At 51.7% G+C, this 24,450-nt stretch carries 21 protein-coding genes and 1 pseudogene; 6 read left to right on the top strand and 16 right to left on the bottom strand.

Features of this window, described 5'->3' with window-relative positions; genetic code table 11:
- Positions 1-6 precede the first annotated feature (6 nt).
- The 4 genes and pseudogenes from lgt to rppH all read right to left on the bottom strand — a co-directional run bounded on the left by lgt (position 7) and on the right by rppH (position 4,492).
- Positions 7-813 (bottom strand): prolipoprotein diacylglyceryl transferase, encoded by an 807-nt coding sequence (gene lgt, locus KDD30_RS02250; RefSeq protein ID WP_211647196.1) that lies wholly within the window; start codon positions 811-813, stop codon positions 7-9.
- A 92-nt stretch (positions 814-905) separates the two neighbouring features.
- Positions 906-1,702: pseudogene (locus KDD30_RS02245) on the bottom strand (sulfite exporter TauE/SafE family protein).
- 3 nt (positions 1,703-1,705) lie between these two features.
- On the bottom strand, positions 1,706-3,964 hold the full coding sequence (ptsP, locus tag KDD30_RS02240; RefSeq protein ID WP_211647195.1) for a phosphoenolpyruvate--protein phosphotransferase: 2,259 nt from the start codon (positions 3,962-3,964) through the stop codon (positions 1,706-1,708).
- Between the two features lie 6 nt (positions 3,965-3,970).
- Positions 3,971-4,492: an RNA pyrophosphohydrolase gene (gene rppH / locus KDD30_RS02235; RefSeq protein WP_211647194.1), complete on the bottom strand. Its 522-nt coding sequence runs from the start codon at positions 4,490-4,492 to the stop codon at positions 3,971-3,973.
- Between the two features lie 619 nt (positions 4,493-5,111).
- On the opposite strand from rppH, the gene mutH reads away from it, so the two are divergent.
- Positions 5,112-5,792: a DNA mismatch repair endonuclease MutH gene (mutH, locus tag KDD30_RS02230; RefSeq protein ID WP_211647193.1), complete on the top strand. Its 681-nt coding sequence runs from the start codon at positions 5,112-5,114 to the stop codon at positions 5,790-5,792.
- A gap of 22 nt (positions 5,793-5,814) precedes the next feature.
- Here the strand turns inward: mutH and KDD30_RS02225 are convergent, their stop codons facing one another.
- Positions 5,815-6,117: a DUF6482 family protein gene (locus tag KDD30_RS02225; protein WP_211647192.1), complete on the bottom strand. Its 303-nt coding sequence runs from the start codon at positions 6,115-6,117 to the stop codon at positions 5,815-5,817.
- Between the two features lie 241 nt (positions 6,118-6,358).
- Here KDD30_RS02225 and KDD30_RS02220 point away from each other — a divergent pair, with 241 nt between their 5' ends.
- On the top strand, positions 6,359-7,393 hold the full coding sequence (locus KDD30_RS02220; protein WP_211647191.1) for an NADP(H)-dependent aldo-keto reductase: 1,035 nt from the start codon (positions 6,359-6,361) through the stop codon (positions 7,391-7,393).
- A 271-nt stretch (positions 7,394-7,664) separates the two neighbouring features.
- Here the strand turns inward: KDD30_RS02220 and KDD30_RS02215 are convergent, their stop codons facing one another.
- Positions 7,665-7,910 (bottom strand): hypothetical protein, encoded by a 246-nt coding sequence (locus tag KDD30_RS02215; RefSeq protein ID WP_211647190.1) that lies wholly within the window; start codon positions 7,908-7,910, stop codon positions 7,665-7,667.
- A gap of 439 nt (positions 7,911-8,349) precedes the next feature.
- On the bottom strand, positions 8,350-9,231 hold the full coding sequence (locus KDD30_RS02210; RefSeq protein ID WP_211647189.1) for a LysR family transcriptional regulator: 882 nt from the start codon (positions 9,229-9,231) through the stop codon (positions 8,350-8,352).
- A gap of 101 nt (positions 9,232-9,332) precedes the next feature.
- On the opposite strand from KDD30_RS02210, the gene KDD30_RS02205 reads away from it, so the two are divergent.
- Entirely contained in the window at positions 9,333-9,758 is a 426-nt protein-coding gene (locus tag KDD30_RS02205) for a PACE efflux transporter (protein WP_211647188.1), read from the top strand.
- A gap of 1 nt (position 9,759) precedes the next feature.
- Here the strand turns inward: KDD30_RS02205 and KDD30_RS02200 are convergent, their stop codons facing one another.
- The 7 genes from KDD30_RS02200 to xerD all read right to left on the bottom strand — a co-directional run bounded on the left by KDD30_RS02200 (position 9,760) and on the right by xerD (position 18,423).
- Positions 9,760-11,088 (bottom strand): VpsR-related response regulator, encoded by a 1,329-nt coding sequence (locus KDD30_RS02200; RefSeq protein ID WP_249199175.1) that lies wholly within the window; start codon positions 11,086-11,088, stop codon positions 9,760-9,762.
- A 167-nt stretch (positions 11,089-11,255) separates the two neighbouring features.
- Positions 11,256-11,663, bottom strand: coding sequence for a hypothetical protein (locus KDD30_RS02195; RefSeq protein ID WP_211647187.1), 408 nt, complete (start codon positions 11,661-11,663; stop codon positions 11,256-11,258).
- Positions 11,664-11,876: 213 nt separating this feature from the next.
- The gene (gene lysS, locus KDD30_RS02190; protein WP_211647186.1) at positions 11,877-13,385 is read right to left on the bottom strand and encodes a lysine--tRNA ligase; all 1,509 of its coding nucleotides are present in this window, start codon (positions 13,383-13,385) and stop codon (positions 11,877-11,879) included.
- A 32-nt stretch (positions 13,386-13,417) separates the two neighbouring features.
- Positions 13,418-14,516 (bottom strand): peptide chain release factor 2 gene (prfB, locus tag KDD30_RS02185; RefSeq protein ID WP_211647185.1). Its coding sequence is split into 2 segments (ribosomal slippage): positions 13,418-14,440 and positions 14,442-14,516, totalling 1,098 coding nucleotides; the frame shifts between segments, so codons are not numbered across the junction.
- A 173-nt stretch (positions 14,517-14,689) separates the two neighbouring features.
- Positions 14,690-16,417, bottom strand: a complete 1,728-nt coding sequence (gene recJ / locus KDD30_RS02180) for a single-stranded-DNA-specific exonuclease RecJ (RefSeq protein WP_211647184.1) — start codon at positions 16,415-16,417, stop codon at positions 14,690-14,692.
- Between the two features lie 174 nt (positions 16,418-16,591).
- Positions 16,592-17,314: a bifunctional protein-disulfide isomerase/oxidoreductase DsbC gene (dsbC, locus tag KDD30_RS02175; RefSeq protein ID WP_211647183.1), complete on the bottom strand. Its 723-nt coding sequence runs from the start codon at positions 17,312-17,314 to the stop codon at positions 16,592-16,594.
- A gap of 185 nt (positions 17,315-17,499) precedes the next feature.
- Positions 17,500-18,423, bottom strand: a complete 924-nt coding sequence (gene xerD, locus KDD30_RS02170; RefSeq protein ID WP_211647182.1) for a site-specific tyrosine recombinase XerD — start codon at positions 18,421-18,423, stop codon at positions 17,500-17,502.
- Positions 18,424-18,563: 140 nt separating this feature from the next.
- On the opposite strand from xerD, the gene fldB reads away from it, so the two are divergent.
- A complete protein-coding gene (fldB, locus tag KDD30_RS02165) occupies positions 18,564-19,082 on the top strand; it encodes a flavodoxin FldB (protein ID WP_211647181.1) in 519 nt (172 codons plus the stop codon).
- Between the two features lie 94 nt (positions 19,083-19,176).
- On the opposite strand, the gene brnQ is transcribed toward fldB, so the two are convergent.
- Positions 19,177-20,487 carry a branched-chain amino acid transport system II carrier protein gene (gene brnQ / locus KDD30_RS02160; RefSeq protein WP_211647180.1) on the bottom strand — a complete coding sequence of 437 codons (1,311 nt, stop codon included), beginning with the start codon at positions 20,485-20,487 and terminating at the stop codon, positions 19,177-19,179.
- Positions 20,488-20,864: 377 nt separating this feature from the next.
- On the opposite strand from brnQ, the gene KDD30_RS02155 reads away from it, so the two are divergent.
- Together KDD30_RS02155 and srmB are read left to right on the top strand one after the other, a co-directional pair.
- Entirely contained in the window at positions 20,865-21,602 is a 738-nt protein-coding gene (locus KDD30_RS02155) for a tRNA1(Val) (adenine(37)-N6)-methyltransferase (protein ID WP_211647179.1), read from the top strand.
- A gap of 140 nt (positions 21,603-21,742) precedes the next feature.
- The gene (gene srmB, locus KDD30_RS02150) at positions 21,743-22,957 is read left to right on the top strand and encodes an ATP-dependent RNA helicase SrmB (protein WP_211647178.1); all 1,215 of its coding nucleotides are present in this window, start codon (positions 21,743-21,745) and stop codon (positions 22,955-22,957) included.
- 277 nt (positions 22,958-23,234) lie between these two features.
- Here srmB and KDD30_RS02145 read toward each other — a convergent pair whose 3' ends face one another.
- The gene (locus KDD30_RS02145; protein ID WP_211647177.1) at positions 23,235-24,419 is read right to left on the bottom strand and encodes a thiolase family protein; all 1,185 of its coding nucleotides are present in this window, start codon (positions 24,417-24,419) and stop codon (positions 23,235-23,237) included.
- Positions 24,420-24,450: the final 31 nt, after the last annotated feature.

Below are 24,450 nucleotides of genomic sequence, written 5' to 3'. Positions count from 1 at the left end.
TGTCACTTAAGCGGTGCGGTGCGCATCAGAGCGCTTGTACGCCCAGAGCATCAGGAGTGCCCCACCGATAATCATGGGCAGGGAAAGAATCTGTCCCATGCTGATCCAGCCACCAAACAGCCCCAGTTGCGCATCCGGTTCGCGGCAATACTCCACCAGGAAGCGGAACGTGCCATAGCCAATCAGGAACAATCCGGAAACGGCACCCGCCGGACGCGGCTTGCGGATAAACACATTCAGGATGATCAGCAGCACCAGGCCTTCCAGGAAGAATTCGTACAGCTGAGACGGATGACGCGGCAATGGCCCACCTGTCGGGAACACCATGGCCCAAGGCACCTCGGTCACCCGCCCCCAAAGTTCACCGTTGATGAAATTTCCCAACCTGCCAGCCCCCAGACCAAAAGGCACCAGCGGTGCAACAAAGTCGGCAACATCAAAGAAACGGCGCCCCTGTTTGCGGGCATACCACAGCATCGCCGTCATCACACCGAGCAGACCGCCGTGGAAGGACATCCCGCCGGTCCAGACTTTGAAGAGATACAGCGGATCGGCCAGAAAAACATCAAAGTTATAAAACAACACGTAACCAACCCGGCCACCGACGACAACGCCCAGGAAGCCAAAAAATAACAGGTCGCTGACCTGATCTCGTGTCCAGCCACTGTTAGGCTTGTCTGCACGACGATTGGCTAACCAGAGCGCAAACATAAACCCCACCAGATACATCAAGCCGTACCAGCGGATGGCCAGCGGCCCGATTTCAAACAGGACCGGGTCAAAATTTGGAAACGTCAGATACCCTTGGTTCATTCAACACATACTCATGATTAATCAAAAAATATCTCACCGTGTTCTCTTTCCACGATGACAGATGTTCGACACAGACTGGATGCAAAGTGATGTTAAAACAACATCCTGCCACCGATAAATAACAGAAAAATGGCAAAAATCTTCTTCAGGGTCTGTGTCGGCAAATTGCTGACTAAGCGGGCGCCATACCGGGTGGTGATCACGGACGTACAGACGACCCCCAGTAATGCAGGCACATAAACATAGCCAATGCTATAAGGGGTAAGGCTTCATCACCGCTCCCCGCAATAATGAATCCGATCATGCCAGCAACAGCAATAATGGAACCACAAAATGCCGCAGTGCCAATTGCCCGGCGCATTTCAACACCATACCAGCTCAGATATGGAACCGTCAGAGAGCCACCACCGATGCCCGCAAGGCTGGCAATCAGACCAATCACACTACCGCTGCCTGCGACGGAAACTGACCCAGGTAACGGATGTCGTCCTGAAACTTTCAGTGATAACAGCATTTGCAGCGCCAGCAGCAGCACAATAGCAGCAAAGATCCGGGGGAGCCACTCAGCAGGAACCCATTCCGCGACAGCGCTCCCAGCGAACCCGCCCAAGATCATCCCCGGCGCAAGCAGCTTAACCTGTGCTATATCCACATTGCCTAACCGAAGATGGCTGCGGGCAGACGATCCTGAAGTCAGAACAATACAAGCCAGCGACGTTGCCAGGGCAATATGCATCACCAGTTCAGGAGCAATCCCCGTTCTGGGGAGCAACCAGACCAGCGCCGGGACGATCAGCAGTCCTCCACCAATTCCCAACAGCCCGGCCAGCAAACCAACCACAGCGCCCAGCCCCAAACACATCAGGAGCAACCACAACATTTCCGGCATCGCCTACTTTTTCCCTGCACGGATCAAGCCACCCATGCCTCGCTGTTCAACAAATTCTGTCGCCATCTGGCGGACTTCATGACCAAAAGTTGCTGACAGCGCGCTGGCTGCCAGTTGTTCCATATCCGTCAGGACAGTATGACGCAGGACATATTTAATTTTGGCCACATTCCGTGTATTCATACTCAAAGAGCGGTAGCCCATGCCAACCAGCAGCAGCGCCCCCAGCGGATCACCAGCCAGTTCACCACACACACTGACCGGAATCGCATTGGATTCGCTGACATCCTGAATGTGTTTCAGCGCCTGCATCACCGCCGGATGGAACGTATCATAGACATTGGCAACCCGGGAATTGTTCCGGTCTACCGCCAATAAATACTGTGTTAAGTCGTTGCTGCCAACCGATATAAAATCAATCCGCCCTTTCAGGACGGGTAGCTGATATAAAATGGACGGAACTTCAACCATGATGCCCAGTCTGGGACGGTGTAAAGTCTGCCCTTTCCCCGCAGCATACACAGACACTTCCTCGAAGGCTCGGTCAATCAGGGCTTTCGACTCATCCAGCTCCGAGATCCCTGAAATCATTGGCAGCAAGATTTCCATGTTATCAAGCCCGATACTGGCTTTTAGCATCGCGCGGACCTGGATCAAAAAGATTTCAGGATGATCTAACGTAAAGCGAATTCCCCGCCAGCCCAGAAACGGATTATCTTCTTCGATAGTCAGATACGGCAGGGGTTTATCACCGCCAATATCCAAGGTTCGCATCACCACAGGCTTGTTGGGATAAGACTGCAGGATCGAACGATATTGCGTCGCCTGTTCTTCTTCCGACGGGAAACTGCGCTGGAGCAGAAACGGGACTTCAGTGCGATATAAACCGACACCATCAACGCCTTTGTTCACCGCGATATTGGTGTCCGCACTCAGGCCGGCATTCAGAAACAGGTAAATTCTTTCCTGATCTGCCGTTTCGGCGGATTTATCCAGATCCTGTTCAACAAGCGCTGTCAGTTCATTTTCTTCACGCAACAGCCGTTTGTACTCAGCCAGAATCTGCCGGTTGGGTTCGATCAGCAAATCACCGCGGTAGCCATCCACGACCACCAGTGCGTTATGCACTTTCTCCGGCACAAAATCAACGCCCATGATAGCGGGGATCCCCAGTGCGCGGGATAAAATAGCCGCATGTGAGTTTGCCGCCCCTTCCTGAGCCACCACGGCAGCGAGTTTATCTCTGGGAATACTCGCCAGCATGGCGGCTGTCAGCTCTCGGGTCAGCAGTACAATGGGCGCTTCCCACTGATGCTCGGTACCTTCCTCGTTATGCAGGAAAAATAAAAGACGCTGCCCTAACTCACGAATATCGTGAGCCCGTTCCCGGAGGTAATCGTCTTTCATATTGGCAAACCGGCCGGAATACGCTTCGACGGTCTGACGAACCGCCCATTCCGCCTGATCGCCGCCGGAAACTTTGGTGAAGAGATCCTTGCGCAGCATCGGATCATTGAGCAAGTGACTGAATAAATCGAAAATGGCCAGCGTTTCTTTATGAAGTTCACTGTCGAAGCGTTTTCGCAACCGCCGGAATTCATTGCTGGCCATCTCAATGGCAATACTGAGCCGCTCCTGCTCCGCTTCACGATCCAGGCAAGATGCCGGACAGACTGCTTCCAACCGGGGTTGATTGTCGTCCCACCAGGCTTTTGCAACCGCAACACCGGTTGATGCTGCGGACCCGGTTAAATGCAAACCATCCCGTTGATCCGGCCACATACCCTGTGCTTTTGCGTGTGCCAGAATCACCGCAAGCTGCGCTGCAAGAGTGACCATGAAAGATTCTTCGCTTTCGGTGAATTCACGCTTTTCCCGTTGCTGAATGACCAGCACGCCCAGCACTTTTCGCTGATGAATAATGGGGGTGCCAAAAAAGGAACGGAAATATTCTTCGTTGGTGCCGGGAATATGCTTGAAATTCGGGTGCTGACTGGCATCAGCTACATTCACAGGTTCAGCCTGGCGCCCCACCAGTCCGACCAGACCTTCGCCAAACCCCAGCCCGACCTGATAGGATGGCTTGGTTAAGCCTTTGGTTGCCATCAGCATATACTGCTGGCGCTGCTCATCTACAATATAGACAGAGCAGCACTCCGTCTTCATCGCATCACAAATGCTGACCACAAGGAGATCTAACGCTTCGAGTAAGGTCGGCGCGCTGGCTACTTTCTCTACGATTTCTCTCAATTGGGTCAGCATGTAGGGTTAACCCCGCCTGTGTTTTCGTTTAGATTTACGATCCTTACGCTCTTTAAACGGCATCGCCATCGCTGCAAATTCTTTCAGCGCCCGGCGATAAACATCCCGTTTAAAGGACACAACCTGACGAACCGGATACCAATAGCTGACCCATCGCCAACCATCAAATTCCGGTGTCGTGCCACGTTGCATATTCACCTTGGACTCATCGCATTCCAGACTCAGCAAAAACCACTTTTGCTTCTGCCCGATACAAACTGGTTTAGAATCCCACCGAACCAGACGTTTAGGTAATTTATAGCGCAACCAGTGTCGGCTGGAGGCCAGAATCCTGACGTCTTTTTTGGTCAGACCCACTTCCTCATACAGTTCACGGTACATAGCCTGCTCGGGAGTTTCCCCCTCATCTATACCACCTTGCGGAAACTGCCAAGAGTGTTGTCCATATCGTCGAGCCCAAAATACCTGGCCATGGCTGTTACAGATAACTATCCCCACATTAGGGCGGTATCCATCGCCATCAATCACTGGACGACCTCAAGTAAAAATATCAATTAACAGTGATTTTTTCACAGAATGCGCCTCAGGGTAAACATTCATTGTCATCAATCACTGTTTTTTCCTACCTAGCACTCACTTTATGGATAACTCCACCAAGAACCCGAGGTTATGAACAAAGAAATGAGACTTCTCCCACATTTATTCACGCTTTCTGTGGATATTTTTGTGTAGAAGCTCTGTTCTTGCCGAATTAATCAACAACCCAAGGGGATCCATCCTGATTCACCACAGTATCAACCACACAGAAAAGTTATTATCAATCAACATATTAAAACGTTACACCCGAGTTGAAATGGCTTGATTCAACCCTCATTTCAATCGGATCCAATCGCCTGGTTAAAGATCAACCAAATCTGCTGTTATCCACATCCACAGGGATGGATCGATGAAAAAACACACAACACAATGACTAAAGTCTGAACATTCCCCTGTAAATCCGTCCAGTTCAGACAATGCGCACTTTGTTCAATTTTTTACCTGTGGATATCTTTGGCACAGGATCCTGCTTTGATGGGTTGATCAACCGAGATACTGAATGTGTTAATATGAATTGTTTCGAGACGCTCACCACCAACCGGATAGCCAGATGACAATCATTCAGCAATCTCCGCCCACATCTGAATCTGAACTCATCAACAGAGCTCAGGCACTGGCCGGCTATACCTTAGGTGAACTGGCAGAACTGGCCGGGCAAACCCCGCCGCCAGACTTACGCCGGGATAAAGGCTGGGTTGGTCAACTTCTCGAATGGCATCTGGGTGCCACTGCCGGCAGTCAGCCCGTCCCGGATTTTGCCGATTTAGGCATTGAACTGAAAACCATCCCCATCAGCCATCAGGGTAAACCTCTGGAAACCACATTTGTCTGCGTCGCGCCGCTCATTGGCCTGCAAGGCATTCGGTGGGAAACCAGCCATATTCGCCATAAACTGGCCAGGGTGTTGTGGATCCCTGTTGAAGGCGAGCGGGAAATCCCTCTGGCGGAACGCCATGTCGGCTCGCCACTGCTCTGGAGTCCTTCTGTGGAGGAAGAAGCCCGCCTGAAACGTGATTGGGAGGAACTGATGGATTTCATCGTTCTGGGCCGGGTTGAACAGATCACCGCGCGACACGGTGAAGTACTTCAACTTCGCCCAAAAGCAGCAAATAGCAAAGTACTGACCGAAGCTTACGGCGCAGACGGGCAGCCGATCAAAACGCTACCGCGCGGTTTTTATCTGAAAACTCAATTCACAGCCGAGATTCTGGCCCGGCATTTCATGCTCTGAGGCCCGACCCGCTCCGGCCCTATCAGAGCGGAATAGTCATATCGTCCTGACAGCAGATTGGTTTTCCATCCGCTGAAAATTCATCGTGAGGATCGATAGTTCTCAGCGTGATTGATTTCACCCCCAGCGGCCGGAGAAACTCCCGAACCTGCTCCATATTCTGAAAATGCAGCATGTTGTCATCTTCATCTTTCAGGGGTTCTAGATGATTCTTGTATTCAACTTCCATCAGATAGTCAGCCCGACCCGCATAGCTGGTCAGCACACATTTTGGCATCGCTTCACCAGGTGACTTCACCCAATGTTTGAATTGAGAGAGCTTCATCGCCGATCCTTTTCAGGGGGAGTTGCATTAACTATGTGCGAACATTTTCTGTTCAGCAAGCTCAGGGAATCCACTCTGTGAGACGAAACATTCGTGAGCCATCCTGTTGATTCCGGAATCAAATCGGCTCTTCCTGCAAAAAAAACACAGAATCGAATGGAAATTATTGATTTATCAGTCGCTTTTCAGACTGAATGTCCTGAGTTATAGTCAAAGAGAACTTGCGGTCCAAGGAGGGCAAATGAAATACCATAAGATCCCCCACTCTTCACTTGAAGTCAGTCAGATTGGCCTGGGCACCATGACCTTTGGCGAGCAGAATACCGAAGCCGAAGCACACAGCCAGCTCGACTTCGCACTGGAGCGCGGCATTAACCTGATCGATACCGCCGAAATGTATCCAGTTCCGCCCAAGGCGGAAACTCAGGGACTGACCGAATCTTACATCGGCAGCTGGCTGAAAAAATCAGGCAAACGCGATCAGGTCATTCTGGCCACCAAAGTCGCAGGCCCGCGCAATGTCCCGCATATCCGGAGCAACATGGCACTGGACTGGCGCAATATCCATGAAGCCGTTGAAAAGAGTCTGGAACGGCTGCAAACCGATTATATCGATTTATATCAGTTACACTGGCCGCAGCGGGAAACCAACTGCTTTGGTAAACTCAATTACCCTTACCCGGATCAAAACACCGGCGTGACCTTAACCGATTCTCTGGAAGCACTGGCTGAGCTGGTTCGGGCCGGTAAAATTCGTTATATCGGTCTATCGAATGAAACCCCATGGGGCGTGATGTCGTTTCTGCGTCTGGCGGAAAAACATGACCTGCCCCGTGTGGTCACCATTCAAAACCCTTACAACTTACTCAACCGCAGCTTTGAAGTGGGTCTGTCTGAAATCAGCCACTATGAAGGCGTGAAATTACTGGCTTACTCACCCATGGCGTTTGGGATCTTAAGCGGTAAGTATCTCAACGGACAAAAACCTGAGGGGGCGCGCTGTACGTTATTCGATCGCTTCGTGCGTTACTTCACACCGCAAGGCATTGCTGCCACGGAAGCTTATGTGAACGTGGCGAAAAAGCACGGGCTGGATCCGGCGCAGATGGCTCTGGCATTTGTGAATCAGCAACCGTTCAATGCTTCGACCCTGATTGGGGCAACCAATCTGACTCAGCTGGAAGCCAATATCAACAGCCTGTCCGTGGATTTAAATGATGAAGTCATGACCGATCTGGCACAGGTCGGGATCACCTATTCGAATCCCTGCCCGTAAACATGACTGCCATTGACCCAATGCAAACGCCCTCGTTGTCAGCGAGGGCGCTTGGGACTTATACCAATCGCAGTAAATCACTGATCATCCTAGCTTGTTCAAATGTTCGTCACTGCGTTAGATTTTTTGATTGTAGAATCATTACTGATCTAAAAAATCTGCCTTGTTCTCAAACATTTTTCCTGCGCTGTTTCTGATCATTAACTTACTTTGATTGGTATTACTCAATTTATTGTCGTTCAGGCCTTCCTTCGAAAAGCAAGGCCTGCGATTACGTGAGACTTCGCGATCGAACTGCATGCCTGAGCAAACGCGTTTTACGCAAAGCACGTGTGCTGACCAGCGATTGATCTAAACGCATGTCTTTATCGATACCCATGTCTTGCAGAATGTGTGTCGACAGTTGTGGTAAATGAACTTGCATCCGTCGATGTTCACGACGCCATGCTTCTTCTTCACGATGAAGATCCAGACGAATCAATAAAACAGCAAAACGTAAATAGACTGATTGACGCATGAGTGTACGCTCCATATATGATATTGGAGGGACGCAAATACGACCGTTTTCAGGCTGACAACATACTAACCGCGACAGACGTATCCGCGGCCCATTTACACAGTGAATTACTGTAGAGTTATGTCAAAGTTCAGTGACTTGAGGTCACAGCACTTTGTGATGACAGGAAGATTGATCCTTATCACCAGCAGGACGCAGACATTTGGAATTGAATGTGCTCATTGTTAGTTCCTCCTGGTTATAAGATAGAATGGTGTGACGTGAAGCATATTCTTGCCTGAGAATTACCCAAAAACAAGCAGTTATTTTAGATTTGTGAATAAAAAGTGAAATATCCTGCTTGTAAACGCATCATTTCATCCCATTCAGAGCGTTTCACAAACAATGACTGACTCTTCAGAGTTTTGCGCTTCCATCCTATGATTGGCCTGATCTCTGCTCAGGACAGACGGACATTTTTCAGCAGCGTACATAAATCTCTCCCGGCCGGGCCCAGTGCGTGCTGACTGCTCCAGGCCAGATCCACCGGTTGTTTCCAGACCTGAGCCTCAAATTGTGGCTGCAACTGGATCAGCGTACCCGCCTGTACCTTGTCTTTCACTGTGTCTGCAGGCAGCACAGTCCAGCCGATCCCCCGCTGAGTCAGCTCAATCGCGGAAAGAATGTGTTCTGTCCGCCAGATCGAATCAGATACCCGCCACACTTCGCTGTCCTGCCCATAACGGCCGGTGAGCAGGATCTGGCGGTGCTGCCGCAAATCGTCCCAGTCCACGTGCCGCTGAACCGCTAACGGATGCTCACAACCAGCCACGCACCAGACATCCACCTGACCCAGTCCATGAACAATGATATCCGGATGCAGAAAAGATAGCTGAACCATGAGTGCCAGTTGCGCGCGGCCTTCTTTCAGCAGTTTCAGAACATCCCCGGTGCCGACCGTCAGAATTTCAACCTCAACCTCAGGAAACCGGGCCTCAAATTGCTGCAGTACATCAGATAAAGCTGGCAGCATCGCCATGGACTCCACCACCAGCGTCAGTTTAGGCTCAACGCCCTGCTGGAAACTGTCCGCGGCAACCTGAAGCTCTCCGCAATGCGCAAGGACCCGTCGCGCTTTGATCAGCAGCGCCTCACCCGCCGGCGTTAACCGGGGTTTCTTCCCGCTGCGGTCAAACAGCATCAGATGAAAGTCTGTTTCCAGATTCGAAACCGCGGTACTGACAACCGACTGCGCCTTACCCAGCCTGCGGGCGGCCGCCGAAAACGAGCCGGTTTCTGCCGCACTCACAAAGGCACGAAGTTGCTCCAGAGAGAACTGCATCCTAATCACCTATCGATAAAACAGATAACAACTAACTTTTATCTATCGATAATAGCATTAGGATAGCCCTCAGACAGTTTGATTCTTCAGAGGTCATTACAATGCGTACACAAAAGGACAGAATTCGTCATGCCATTGGTTTTGAAGCCATTGCACTGGTTCTGATCACATGGGTGCTGAGCCAGATGTTTGGGTTTGATATGGCTCAAATTGGTGTTTTAGGCGTTATTTTCTCGGTCATTGCGACATTCTGGAACTACGCCTACAACCTGATGTTTGATCACGCGATGCTGAAATACAGCGGTCAGCTCCACAAGCAGACCCGCCACCGGATTATCCATGCGCTGGGTTTCGAGCTGAGCCTGTTAGTGATCACACTGCCCATGATGGCCTGGTGGCTGGAGATTGGCCTGTGGCAAGCCCTGATCATGGATTTGGGCCTGGTGGTGTTCTATCTGATCTATGCGTATGCCTACAATCTGGCTTACGACAAAGTCTTCCCACTCCCGGAAGCAGCGCAGGCATAGTCTAAGAATTCTGCCCCAGATCCCGTGGTGGCGGGATCAGATCATGCTTGTTCAGTAATCGGTACATGGTCGCACGGGAAACACCGAGTTCTCGGGCGGCCGCCGTAATCTGACCCCGGTTGTTTTCCAGGACACTCAATAAAGCACTGCGTTCGGATTCTTCCCGGATTTTCTTCAGGCTTTGTTTGTCATCCGCCTGACGGGGCAGCTCAAGATGTTCTGCCTCAATGTTTTTCTGCTCAGTCAGTAAAACCGAACGCTTGATGCGGCCAATCAGCTCCTGCACATTGCCAGGCCAGTGATAGGTTGCAATTGCCTGCCGGGCATCTTCAGAAAAAGTCTTCACCCCACAGTTATACTCACGGGCGTACTTGTGTAATAACGCCTGAGCCAGTTTGAGCAGATCATCGCCGCGCTCACGCAAAGGGGGCACCGTCAGGCTCAGCACATTTAAACGATAGAAAAGCTCTTTATTGAGATTACCCTCACTGACCAGACTGTCCAGAGGATAGTGTGTCGCTGCTATCAGGCGGGGTTCGTGCCTGACCACGACACCATTTTCTTTGGTAAACCGGCCATCCTGCAGCCACTGAAGAAGCTCCTGCTGCCGCTCGGGAGAAAGCGATGTGACTTCGTTGAGAAAGAGGACGCCATCCCGCGCCAGTTCAAAACAACACGCATCCTGAGCACCATTGACATGCCAGGATGCATCCATCCCGGAGCAATTCACCGTCACAAACTGCCCTTTTGCTCGCGTAGATGCCTGAAAAATCGCCTCTGCCACCATTTCTTTCCCGGTGCCGATTTCACCCAGGATCAAGACTGGCATGTCCGCAGACGCCAGGCGCTTTACATGCTGAAGCAGTTTTTTCATGACCGGGGTATCCCCCTGCAGCCCCTGCTGGCTGAACTGTCCGAGTTCCGGCCAGACCCGGCGTTCCAGAGTTAGCATACCGCGTTGATGGCCCAAGGTTTTGAGTAGTTGTGCTTCCGGGATCGGAGACGTGAAATAATCGAGGCAAAAACTGACGATAAACTGGCAGACCGATTCGATATGGAGTTGCTCATCGCGAACCAATGCCAGCCAGCGCACCTGTTTATGGCGGTTCACCAGACTGGCGACAGCATGCAGACTGAAGTCATCATGGCTGAGATCAACCACGCCCAGACAAGGACCTGTCGCGAGCAGTAAGGCTTCCGCCGCACGCAGATCATGACAGTGATGACAGCGCCATCCAACCTGTTCCAGCGCATGTAACCAAGGAATTGCGTGCCCGCCGAGTAAGACCAGCTCCCCATGCCAGATGTCTTTGCTTACATTCATACCCATCCGTTCACCTATTCAGCCGTTTGCCAGCCAGATGCAAAAAAGAAATTTGGTATTCGGTAAGTATAAGTGACGGGATCAACAGATCACAAAAATATCACCATTTCTGGATGTTTCAGGTGATATTTTGATTCGTAACTCAGTCAGATATCGGGTCAGCAGCAAAGAGATCAGGATTTATTTGCGGTGCATTGCTCACTGGTAACTGGCTCACTGACAAAGCCACCGGCGCCTGTGTACCAGAAACGAACGCCCAGACCCACAGCCATGGCATCACCGAAGTTTTCACAGGCCACTTCCACCAGCTGAGGTTTCAGCTTCGACTGATCCATATTCCAGTTCCAGCGTGTGCTGCGCAATTGGCGAACAATCGTCAGCAGAGAGCGATCGCTGTCAAAGTGGAGTGTCCGAACCTCACCCCGACTTCCTTCCGGCGGAATATCATTCAACTTCATGAACTCCTGCTTCAGCGCATCCGGAAGCGAGCCGACAAAATCTGTGGGAGGCTGCGTCAATTCAACCGAAGCACAGCCACTCAACATCAGTCCAGCCAACAAAGCACATGAGATCTTTTTCATTCTTTACCCTAAAGATTTGTTACATCACCACAGAGGCTGAATTATGACACTACTCCCATAAATTATGCTACGGTTCAGCGGATAAATTGTTATTCATCACAAAAAAATCCTGAATGTACTGAGCCGTCAGTGGCCTCCGCTGCACATCATTTCTCCTGCAACAAAAAAGCCACTTCCGGAGAAGTGGCTTTACAGGCCGATCGCGCAGGGCGATTACTGGTTGTTCTGCGGACGCATCGCCGGGAACAGAATCACATCACGAATGGTGTGGCTGTTGGTGAACAGCATCACCAGACGGTCGATCCCGATGCCCTGACCCGCTGTTGGCGGCAGACCATGCTCCAGTGCCGTAATATAATCGGCATCATAGAACATCGCTTCGTCATCACCCGCATCCTTCGCATCCACCTGCGCCTTGAAGCGCTGGTCCTGATCTTCGGCATCATTCAGCTCAGAGAAACCGTTTGCGACTTCACGACCACCAATGAAGAACTCAAAACGGTCGGTAATGAATGGGTTGTCATCGTTACGACGTGCCAGTGGCGAGATATCAGCCGGGTATTCTGTGATGAAGGTTGGCTGCAGCAGTTTTGGCTCAGCGGTTTCACCAAAGATTTCTTCCAGTAACTGACCACAGGTCCAGAAAGTCTCCACCTCAATGCGCAGCGATTTTGCGATACTCACCATCAGATCACGGTCCTGAACCTGCTCGTACGTCAGGCCCTGAATCGCTTCATGATCCGGGTTGTACTGCTTGATCGCTTCCAGCATGCTCAGACGCGGATACGGACCTTTGAATTCAATGGTCTCGTCACCGTAAGGCAGGCCCGTTGTCCCGCACAGATCCTGTGCGATCGAGCTCAGCATCTCTTCTGTCAGATCCATCAGATCACGATAATCTGCATACGCCATATAGAATTCCATCATGGTGAATTCCGGGTTATGGCGCGGAGACAGACCTTCATTACGGAAGTTACGGTTAATTTCGAACACGCGCTCGAAACCGCCAACCACCAGACGCTTCAGATACAGCTCTGGTGCAACCCGCAGATACATGTCGATATCCAGCGCATTGTGGTGCGTGATGAACGGACGTGCAGTCGCACCACCCGGGATCACGTGCATCATTGGCGTTTCAACTTCCATGAAGCCTTTGGTCGTCATGAACTGACGAATCGCATTCACAACTTTTGAGCGCATCAGCATGGTGTTTCGGGATTCTTCATTCACAATCAGATCCACGTAACGCTGGCGGTAACGCATTTCCTGATCGGTCAGACCATGGAATTTCTCAGGCAACGGACGCAGCGCTTTGGTCAGCAGGACGAACTCATCCATGTTGACGTAAAGATCGCCTTTCCCTGATTTGTGCAGCGTACCTTTCACACCGATGATGTCACCGATATCCAGACCAGAATATTTGTCTTTCAGTACTTTTTGCACATCTTTCGATGCATACGCCTGAATACGACCGGACACATCCTGAATGGCCAGGAATGGCCCACGCTTGGCCATGACACGGCCCGCAATGGCAACCACATTGCCGCTGTCTTCCAGCGCTTCTTTGGTCATTTCACCAAAAGCAGCCTGCAGATCGGCTGCCAGGCTGTCACGGCGAAAATCGTTCGGATGGCCGTTTGCTTTGCAGTCCTGACGAATCTGTTCCAGTTTCGCGCGGCGCTCAGCAATCAGTTTGTTCTCGTCTTGTACTTGTTCAGTCATGGGTAACCTTAGCAACAATTCGGGGGCCGGTATTACAGACCGGATTTCAGACTAGCTTCGATGAAACGATCCAGGTCTCCGTCCAACACCGCCTGGGTATTGCGGTTTTCGACACCGGTACGCAGATCTTTGATTCGGGAATCATCCAGCACGTATGAACGGATCTGGCTTCCCCAGCCGATATCAGACTTCGCATCTTCATTCGCCTGTTTCTCAGCATTCTGCTTCTGCATTTCCAGCTCAAACAGCTTCGCTTTCAGCTGCTTCATCGCCTGATCTTTGTTTTTGTGCTGAGAACGGTCGTTCTGGCACTGAACCACGGTATTCGTCGGGACGTGTGTAATCCGCACCGCAGATTCAGTGGTGTTGACGTGCTGACCACCTGCGCCCGAGGCACGGTAAACGTCAATCCGCAGATCCGATGGGTTGATATCGATATCAATGTTGTCATCCACTTCCGGATAGACAAAAGCAGACGCAAAAGACGTATGACGACGGCCGCCGGAGTCAAACGGGGATTTCCGCACCAGACGGTGAACACCGGTTTCGGTACGCAGCCAGCCATATGCGTATTCGCCCGTGATTTTCACGGTGGCAGATTTCAGACCGGCAACGTCGCCTTCTGAAACTTCAATCACTTCGGTTTTGAAACCTTTGGCTTCTGCCCAGCGCAGGTACATCCGCAGCATCATGGACGTCCAGTCCTGAGCTTCTGTACCGCCTGAACCTGCCTGCAGGTCGACATAGCAGTCCGATCCATCATGATCGCCGGCAAACATACGACGGAACTCAAGCAATTCCAGCTTGCTGACCAGTTCGTCCAGTTCAGGACCGATTTCGTCAAAGGTTTCCTGATCGTTTTCTTCCACCGCCAGTTCCAGCAGACCTTCAACGTCTTCGACGCCCTGATCCAGCTGGTCGATGGTTTCAACCACCGCTTCCAGCGCTGCACGCTCTTTCCCTAATGCCTGAGCACGCTCTGGCTCATTCCATACATCAGGTTGTTCTAATTCTGCATTGACTTCTTCCAGACGCTCTTTCTTAGCATCGTAGTCAAAGGTACCCCCTAAGGATGTTGGTCCGTGCAGACACATCCTCAAGTCGGTTTTTAATCGGATTAACTTCGAACATTGCCACTCTTTTTAGCCTTTTGCCGAAACGGACATAACCGGAGGATTTTAGCGAATTGCGGCAAGAATAAACAGAGGATCACAAAACTTATCCCAAAAATCTATGGAAGGATTGACAGCGAGATTTTCAGGTTCGGATCAAAAAGCGGAGCCTGTCGCTCCGCCTGCAGAAGATTATAATGCTTCGAGATGTTCGACCATCAGTTGAACGCTGCGGTTGCCCCGAAACTCGTTCACATCCAGACGATAAACCAGATTCACCATTTGAACCGATGCATCCGGCCAGCGCCGCACATCAATATTGAATGCAATGGCATCAATCATACTGCCGCCGCCTACGGGTTCGAGGATCATTTTCAGGTGCTTACTGCCCACCAGTCGCTGCTGGAGCAACCGGAACTGACCATCGAAACTCGGCTCAGGGAACTGTTGCCCCCAGGGGCCCCCGTGACGCAGCACCTCCGCGGTTTCCAGTGTCATGTCCTGGGCAGCCAGTTCACCATCGGTCAGTAGAACCCCTTTGAGCGCGGATTCATCCAGCTCTTCACGAACGGCCTGATCAAAGGCCTGACTGAACGCCTCATACTGCGCTGTTTTCAGCGTCAGACCGGCTGCCATCGCATGGCCGCCGAATTTCAGAATCATGCCCGGATTCTGGGTGTCAATCCGGTCGAGTACATCCCGCATGTGCAGACCGGGAATCGAACGACAGGAGCCTTTGATTTCTGAGTCTCCGGCTGCCGCAAACGCGATCACCGGGCGGTGATACAACTCTTTGATGCGGGATGCCAGAATCCCGATCACGCCCTGATGCCAGTCCGCCTGATACAACACCAATCCATAGGGCATATCTTGCTGATTGAATTTAAGCCGCTCACAAATCGCCAGCGCTTCTTCTTTCATGCCCTGCTCAATTTCTTTACGGGTCTGATTCAGTCCGTCCAGCTCAACCGCCATCCGGCGGGCGGTCTGAATATTGTCGCACAGCAGCAATTCCACGCCGAAGGACATGTCGTCCAACCGCCCGGCCGCATTGATTCGTGGTCCGAGCGCAAATCCCAGATCACTGGCGACCAGCCGGGACGGCTCACGGTTCGCCACTTCAATCAGGGCCTGAATACCGGGACGACACTGACCGGCACGAATTCGCTGCAGGCCCTGATGCACCAGAATCCGGTTATTGCCATCCAGTGCCACCACATCCGCCACGGTGCCCAGCGCCACCAGATCCAGTAATCCGGCCAGATTCGGTTCGGTCAGCCCTTGTTCTGCAAACCAGTTCTGCTCACGCAGTTCAGCCCGCAACGCCAGCATCAGATAAAAGGCAACACCCACACCACACAAGGCTTTCGACGGAAAATCACAACTGTGCAGATTCGGATTCACAATGGCATCTGCGGCTGGCAGCACTTCACCGGGTAAATGGTGATCGGTGACCAGCACCTGAATCCCGCTTGCTTTTGCCGCGGCCACACCTGCCACAGATGAAACGCCGTTATCCACCGTCATGATGATTTCTGCGCCTCGCTCAGCTGCCTGCGCCACCACTTCCGGGCTCAGACCATAGCCGTCATCAAAGCGGTTAGGCACCAGATAATCGACATTCCGGCACCCCAGCTGTCGCAGTGCCAGCACTGACAAGGCCGAGCTGGTTGCGCCATCAGCATCGAAATCCCCGACAATGATAATGCGCCGCTGCTCACGCAGCGCAGAGACAAGCAAGGCGACCGCGGCATCAATACCGTTCAGTTGGTTATAACTGTGCAGCCCTCTGGCGCCCCGTTCCAGATCAGCATCGGTTCGCAGGCCACGGCTGGCATAAATGCGTTTGAGCAAGGGCGGAATTGCGGAGGAAAAGCCTGATGAATCTGCTTCCGGGCGGCGCTTGATTTCGATTTTCATGAAAATTCTTGTTGGAGTTCTGCGGAAAAAATGGCGGACAGGAGTTATACCAAAAAACGGTGACGGCGTGTACCCGCCTGAACGGATGCAAACAACGGATTCACATTTTTTGGCGACCGACAGCCCAAAAGAAACAGCCCGCATCAAAGCGGGCTGTCTGGGTCAGGCATCAAATCAGCTGCGGCTGTTCAGGAACTGAAGCAGGCGGCTGGCTGGCTGATAACCAGGCAGCATGGTGCCATCTTCCAGCACCAGTGCCGGAGTCCCGGTCACGCCCATTGCCACACCCAACTGGTAATGCTTCATCACCAGCGCATCATTGTGCGGGCTGTTATCAATATCCAACGTCCCTTTCTTGGCTGCATCCATCGCTTTGAGCGGATCCTTGGCTGCCCAGATAGCACTCATTTCGCCAAAGTTCTGGGAACGTTCACCGCCACGTGGAAAAGCCAGATAACGAATGGTGATCCCGGCGTCGTTGTAGGCCTGCATTTCACTGTGCAGTTTGCGGCAGTAACCACAGCTGGTGTCCGTAAAGACGGTGACCACATATTTTTCGTCTTTGGCCGGATAAACGATCATCTCGTCTTCCATGCCTTTCAGCTTGCCTTTGTTAATGGTCGCCATTTTCTGTTCAGTCAGATTGACAGGCTCCCCCTTCACGGAGTGATACAAGTTGCCCGCCATAAAATACTGACCGTCATCAGACATATAAATGATGCCACGCTCGGTCACCACTTCGTTCATGCCCTGAATCGGGGATGGCGTAATGGATGCAGCAGAAATGCCCAGCGGCGTTAACGTTGCTTCAATGGCACGGGCATCAGGCTCTGCACTGGCAGAAAAAGCCGTAAATGCAGCCAGCGCAACCAGCAGAGGACGGCAAGAAAATGGCATAAATTATCCTTAGAAAATGTCGTTAATTTTAAAGATACAGACCTATTGGAGTCTGCACATCTTTCAAAGTTCACTGCCAAAAGGCAAGTCATTTCATATTCAGCACAGTCTGGCTGAATATGATTGGGATCTCCGCCCCACTTCAGTGTACATCTGCAGGACGCACATCCAAATTGAGCCAGCAGTCAGGCCCGCGGATGGTGTTCCTGATGCAGCTGTTTCAGCCGCTCCGTTGCTACATGAGTATAGATCTGGGTGGTCGATAAATCACTGTGGCCCAATAACATCTGGACCACGCGCAGATCCGCACCATAATTCAGTAAATGCGTTGCAAAGGCATGCCGCATAACGTGAGGCGATAAGGTGTCCGCATCAATCCCCGCCAGTACGGCGTAATATTTCATCCGGTGCCAGAATGTTTGCCGGGTCATCTGCCGAGCCCGTTTACTGGGAAACAGCACATCTGAACTGACTTCACCCAACAGCTGAGGTCGCCCGTGGCTCAGGAAAGATTCAATCCATTCCATTGCCTCTTCGCCCATCGGCACCAGTCGCTCTTTGTCACCTTTACCGGTCACCCGGACGACCCCCTGACGCAGACTGATATTGTCCATCCGCAAACTGACCAGCTCTGTCACCCGCAGTCCGGTGGCATAAAGCAATTCCAGCATGGCTTTATCCCGCAGTTCCAGCGGGACATTGACATCCGGCGCACTCAGCAGCGCACTGACTTGATCTTCCGTAATATCTTTTGGCAACCGTTGCGGCAAACGCGGACTGTGCAGCAGAGCGCTCGGTTCATCGTCACGCAGCTTTTCACGATGCAAATACTGGAAAAGACGTCGCATCGCCGAAGTCATTCTGGCCCGTGAACTTTGTTTGAAATCCTGATCAAACAGCCATTGCTGATAATCCTGCAAATTACCGGATTGCAGTGACAGCAGGGTCAGGCTCCGATCAGCCAGCCATTGCTGCAATTTCATCAAATCATTGCGGTACGAAGCAAGGGTGTTCTCAGACAGTCCCCGCTCCATCCACATCGCATCTAAAAAGCGCTCGATGAGGGCAATATCGTTGTTGTTTTCCACGCCGCGCCGCTCCCAAAACATCTGGATATAAATACAGTATTTGAAGCATAGTACTGAATTTCCCCCTGAATGTAACTAGGGGGTGTCCCTTGAGGGATGCAGCCAGACGCCTGACAGGGTAAAATCAGTACAAATTTGTTGCCACCCCAGGAAATATCAGTATGAAAATCGGCCTGTTTTACGGCTCGACCACCTGTTATACCGAAATGGCTGCGGAGAAAATCCGTGACTGTATCGGTGATGATCTGGTGGATCTGCACAACATTAAAGAAACCAGCCTAAGCGACATGAATCAGTATGATTTACTGATTCTGGGGATCTCTACCTGGGACTTTGGTGAGTTACAGGAAGACTGGGAAGCGGTCTGGAATCAACTTGACGGACTCCGTCTGGAGGGCAAAACCATTGCCTTGTTCGGACTGGGCGATCAGGAAGGTTATACCGAGTGGTACCTGGACGCCATGGGCATGCTGCATGACAAACTGCTGCCGTCCGGCGCCCAGTTTGTCGGCTACTGGCCTAATCAGGGTTACACCTTCGAAGCATCGAAAGCACTGACAGAAGATAAATCTCTGTTTGTCGGCCTGGCACTGGATGAAGACAGTCAGTATGAGCTGAGTGATGAACGCATTGAGCAATGGTGCGAGCAGATTCTGACGGAGTACGGGGATTCCCTGTAATCGTTCAGCACAACACGGCCCGTAGTCATCAGGACCAGACAGCAAAACGCCCCGCAGGAAACTGACGGGGCGTTTTCATATTCAGGAATGACGCTTATGCACTCTGTGCTTCTGGCGCAGCCACGTCCGGACGGATGAAACGTGTGACAACCAGTGCCAGTAAGGTTGGCATCGTCCAGGCCATACCGTATTCAAACAGCGGCAGGAAGTTCAGATAAGAAACATCCAGACCAATCACTTTCAATGCATCGATCAAACTGAACAGCAGAGAGACCAGCAGAACAACACGATAAGCCAGACGCGGATTCGGCAGAAAGCGGCGGACAAAGGTCAGCATCACCAAAGCAACGGCCACAGGATAGAGTGCAAACAGAACCGGAACAGACAGACTAATCAGCTGATTCAGACCCACATTCGCAACCACACCACAGATCACCGCCAGAATCACGGCCCATGTCTCATAAGACAGACGGGTCAGCGAACTGAAATAGTCGGCACAGGCACTGATCAGGCCGATCGCCGTGGTCAGACACGCCAGCATCACAATGGCAGACAGAATGTACTGACCGACCGGACCGAACAATGCCAGCACATAACCGGCCAGAATCGCACCGCCATTGGCTGCGCCTTCAGCGACAGCAGCACTGGTCGCGCCCAGATAGAACAGAGAGATGTACACAAAGGCCAGACCTGCCGCGGCAATCACACCGGCCAGCATCAGGTATTTACAGGTCGCTTTCTCATCCTTAATGCCTTTGTTGCGGATCACATCCACAATCAGCATCCCGAACATCAGGGCAGCAAAAGTATCCATGGTGTTATAGCCTTCCAGGAAGCCTTTGGTGAACGCCATATTTGCGTAATCACCCTGCGCTGTCAGGATTTCACTTTGCGGATTCAAAAAGACCGCGACCGCCAGAATGGCCAGGACAGCAAACAGGGCTGGCGTCAGCAGTTTGCCGATCGAATCAATCAGCTTGCCACGAGACCAGGCAAAGAACAGAGCCAGCGCAAAAAAGACAACAGAAAAAATGGTCAGGCTGGTTTGTCCGGCATCAACAATAAAAGGCTTCACTGCCATCTCGTAGGCCACCAAGCCTGTCCGGGGTGCAGCAAAAGCAGGACCGATGATGATGAAAATCAGAACGGCCATCAGGGTTGCCACAAACGGCGGTAAATCGCGGGTCAGGCCTTTCCAGCCTCCACCGGCTACCGCAACAGCAATAATGCCGATCAACGGCAAACCCACGGCGGTTGACAGGAAACCAAGCATCGCCGGAAGCAGATTGTCACCTGCACTCAGACCTGCCTGCGGCGGGAAAATGATATTTCCGGCCCCCAAGAAAAACGCAAAGGTCATGAAACCAATCGCTAAAATATCGGAAACTTTGAGTGTGTCTTTCAAACTGCACCTTCCACTCGTCTGTTGTTTAGTTGTGTTTGCATCTCTGCACAGGTCAGTGCCTGTACATCATTTATAGGGTTGGCATATATCACTACAGCCAGTCAAAGAGGCAGCATAATGAAGCAAAAGAACGCCAGTGGCAACCTTACAGCCAAAAACACCACTTTCTTTGGTTTAAACAACAAATTTACAAAATATAAATCCAATTTAAGACAATAAATCAGATCATAGCACCAACAGATAACGTGGTAACAAAATATCCAAAATAGTATTTTCCACCATTCTCTTCATCCGTTTTACAATGTCAGCGTGGATTTACGCGGACATTCCGTATAATCCACACCAGATTTTTCACAACAGTGCACAGCAATCATTCGATGAATAAAGGTTTTACGTTGAAAAAATTCCATGTGGATGACCACGGCTGTGGGATGCCGGTCAGTACCGATGGTATTTTATTGGGAGCCTGGGCTGAGATCGTGCAGCCAAGTGCTGCGCTGGAAACACAGTCACCGTTGCTGGATATCGGCTGTGGCAGTGGCTTGCTGGCACTGATGGCGGCACAGCGCAGCCAGGCAGATAAGTTCCCGGTACTGGCACTGGACATTGATGCACATGCGGTCTGTGCTGCCCGTCAAAACTTTGAAGCCTCCCCATGGGCGGCGTGTTTGCAGGCAGAGCAGCAGGATCTCCTCACTTGGGCGCCCCGGCAGACAGCCGGCACTTACAGCACCATCTGGTGCAACCCGCCTTATTTCAATCATGGTGAGCAGGCGAATTGTCAGCGACGGGCCACAGCCCGGCACAGCACAAGCTTGCCCCATCCGGCTCTGCTGCGCTGTCTGGCGCATCTGTTAGCCCCGCAAGGCAAAGCCAGTCTGATTCTGCCCGCATCCGAAGGCGAGCGACTACTGGCGCAGATCAGTGATTACGGTCTGCACTGCCACCGGATATGCCGGGTGCGCAGCACTGCAACTAAAGCGGTTTCGCGGTATCTGATCACTGTGTCGCCACAGCCTGGCTGCTGTGAGGAAACCGAACTGACTCTTCATGAAGGGGGTCACTATTCGCCAGCCTTTGTCGAACTGACCCGAGATTTCTATCTAAAATTCTGACGGTAAGGCGCTGCTAAGTTTTTGTGCTTTAATCGGTGATACTTGCATCAATTCACACTATAATGCCGCCCCTTAACAGAATCACAGCTGCGTTCTGCCCGAACAGCAAGCGGGCTGACAGCGACCGAGGAGTAAGACTGGTGAGAGATTTTTCCGAATTAGAGTTAGATGGCGCACTGCTGCAAGCCGTTGAAGATCTGGGTTATTCCCGCCCGACCGTCGTTCAGGCTCAGGCGATCCCTCCAGCTCTCGATGGCCGTGACGTGCTGGCTTCCGCACCCACGGGGACCGGAAAAACCGCCGCATTCGTCCTGCCGATGATTCAGCACCTGCTGGACTTTCCGCGCCGCAAACCCGGTCCGGCCCGTGTTCTGATCCTGACCCCAACTCGTGAGCTGGCCATTCAGGTTGCTGATCAGGCCAGAGCGCTGGCAGCACAAACCGATCTGAAAATTTTCACCATTACCGGCGGCATCTCTTACGACGAACACGCAGAATATCTGGGCAAAACGCAGGATATCGTGGTCGCGACGCCGGGCCGTCTGATGGAATACGTTGAAGGTGAGAAATTCGATTGTCGTGCGATTGAATGCCTGATTCTGGACGAAGCCGACCGGATGCTGGATATGGGCTTCGGTGCCATTGTCAAACGCGTCCACGACGAATGCCGCTGGCGCCGTCAGACCCTGCTGTTTTCTGCCACACTCGAAGGCAAAGGCGTTCGTGAGTTTTCTCGCACCATTTTAAATGAGCCGATCGAAGTCAACGCCGAGCCACCACGCCGCGAACGTAAGAAAATCCATCAGGTTTATCATCGCTGCGATGATATGACGCACAAGCTGGCGCTGCTGGAGAACATTCTGAAAGAGCAGGCCGAGCGCACGATCATTTTCGTGAAGACCCGGGAGCGACTGGCTGAATTACGCGACCAACTGGCCGCGATGCAAGTGCCTTGCTGCTGGATTCAGGGTGAAATGGCTCAGGCCAGCCGAAACAATACCATTCGCCGCTTCAAAGAAGGGGAAGTGAACGTGCTGATCGCAACCGATGTGGCAGCCCGCGGGATTGACCTGCCGGATGTCAGCCACGTCGTGAACTTCGACATGCCGCGCACAGCCGATGTGTATCTGCACCGGATTGGCCGGACGGCCCGTGCCGGGAAGAAAGGCACCGCAATTTCTCTGATTGAAGCGCACGACCAGGCGATGATTGAACGTGTCGGTCGTTATATGAAAGAAGAAGTGCCGGAACGTTTTATCGAAGGCATGCGGCCGACACACAAAAAACCGGTCACCGTGAAGAAAAAGAAAAAAGCCAAAGATTCGAAAAAGAAAAAAACAGCGAAGAAGAAATAAGGCGGTCCTGAATTCCCTTCATCGCCTAAGCCTTAAACGCTAAAAATAGGCAATACGGATACAAAAGCACATTTTGCTTTTGCGCCAATTCAGACCCCAGCGTCTTAAAGCCTTTCGGACAATGATAACCAAGGTGATCGTGAAACGACGCTCGTGCGCGTTTTATGCGCACCTTGGTTATAAACCATCATCAGGAACTGGCTATCTGCCATGCTGGCATTCACTCAGAATCCTCACTTTCCCCTCAATCAAGCTGAGGCTCAGATTTTTCAATGAATTAATCTCGCTCAAAAAGCATCGAAATGCCCTGCCCGCCTCCAATACACATGGTGATAATTCCTGTCTCTGCTTTTCTTCGTTCCATTTCGTGCATGAGTTTTACGGTCAGAATTGTTCCGGTTGCACCAACGGGATGTCCGAGAGCAATGGCACCACCGTTCACATTCACACGGGATTCATCCAGCGCCAGATCTTTCATCACGGCAAGTGCCTGAGCCGCAAATGCCTCATTAATTTCGTAGAGGTCGATCTGATTCGCTTCCAGATTGAACTTTTTCAGTAACTTTTTGGTTGCAGGTGCTGGACCAAATCCCATAATTTCTGCCTCACACCCTGCGACCGACCAGCCCCGAATCACTAATCGCGGTGTTAAATTCAGGGCGATTGCTTTTGAGCGCTTCATCATGACAACGGCCGCTGCACCATCGTTGATGCCTGAGGCATTCGCAGCGGTCACTCGCCCACCTTGCTTAAAAACAGGACGTAAACTTGCGAGCTTTTCTCGCTCTACCGGTCTCGGGTGTTCATCAGTCTCAAATAAAGCGGTTGTCTTGCGTCCAGTTTTCACCTCGACAGGGAGAATCTCATCTTGAAATAACCCACTTTCAATCGCCTGTTTCGCCTTAAGCTGACTGGAAATAGAAAACTCATCCATTTCTTCACGGCTGATTGAAAATCGTTCGGCAACATTTTCAGCCGTCATACCGTTATGGTAAGGACCTTCCGGCCAGGTCAGGATCGTAATCAATCCGTCTTCTAAGGCGCCATTCCCCATGTGATAACCGTATCGGCCTTTTCGGACATAGTAAGGTAATTGGCTCATATTCTCTGTACCGCAAGCAACTACAACCTCGGCCTGATCCGTTTGGAGCTGCATCATTCCATCGGCGATAGCCTGTAATCCAGAGCCACATTGTCTGTTGACGGAATAAGCGGTTGTCTCGATTGGAAGGCCTGCTCTCAGCTGGCAAACCCGGCCAATAAAGCCACTTTCTGCAATTTGGCCAACATTACCGACGATCACCTCGTCGACGATTTCCGGGGAAATGCCGGCACGATTAACCGCTTCCCGGATGGTCATGGCACCTAAATCATGTTGATGCACATCTTTCAGGCTGCCGCCCAGTGTTCCGATTGGTGTTCTGACACCACTCACAATCACAATATCATCGTTACTTTTCATAATTTCTCCTGAAAAACGGGTGAAGGATGAC

The organism is Photobacterium sp. GJ3 (assembly GCF_018199995.1).
Classification (GTDB): Bacteria; Pseudomonadota; Gammaproteobacteria; order Enterobacterales; family Vibrionaceae; genus Photobacterium.
This window is presented reverse-complemented; position numbering and strand designations above follow the sequence as displayed.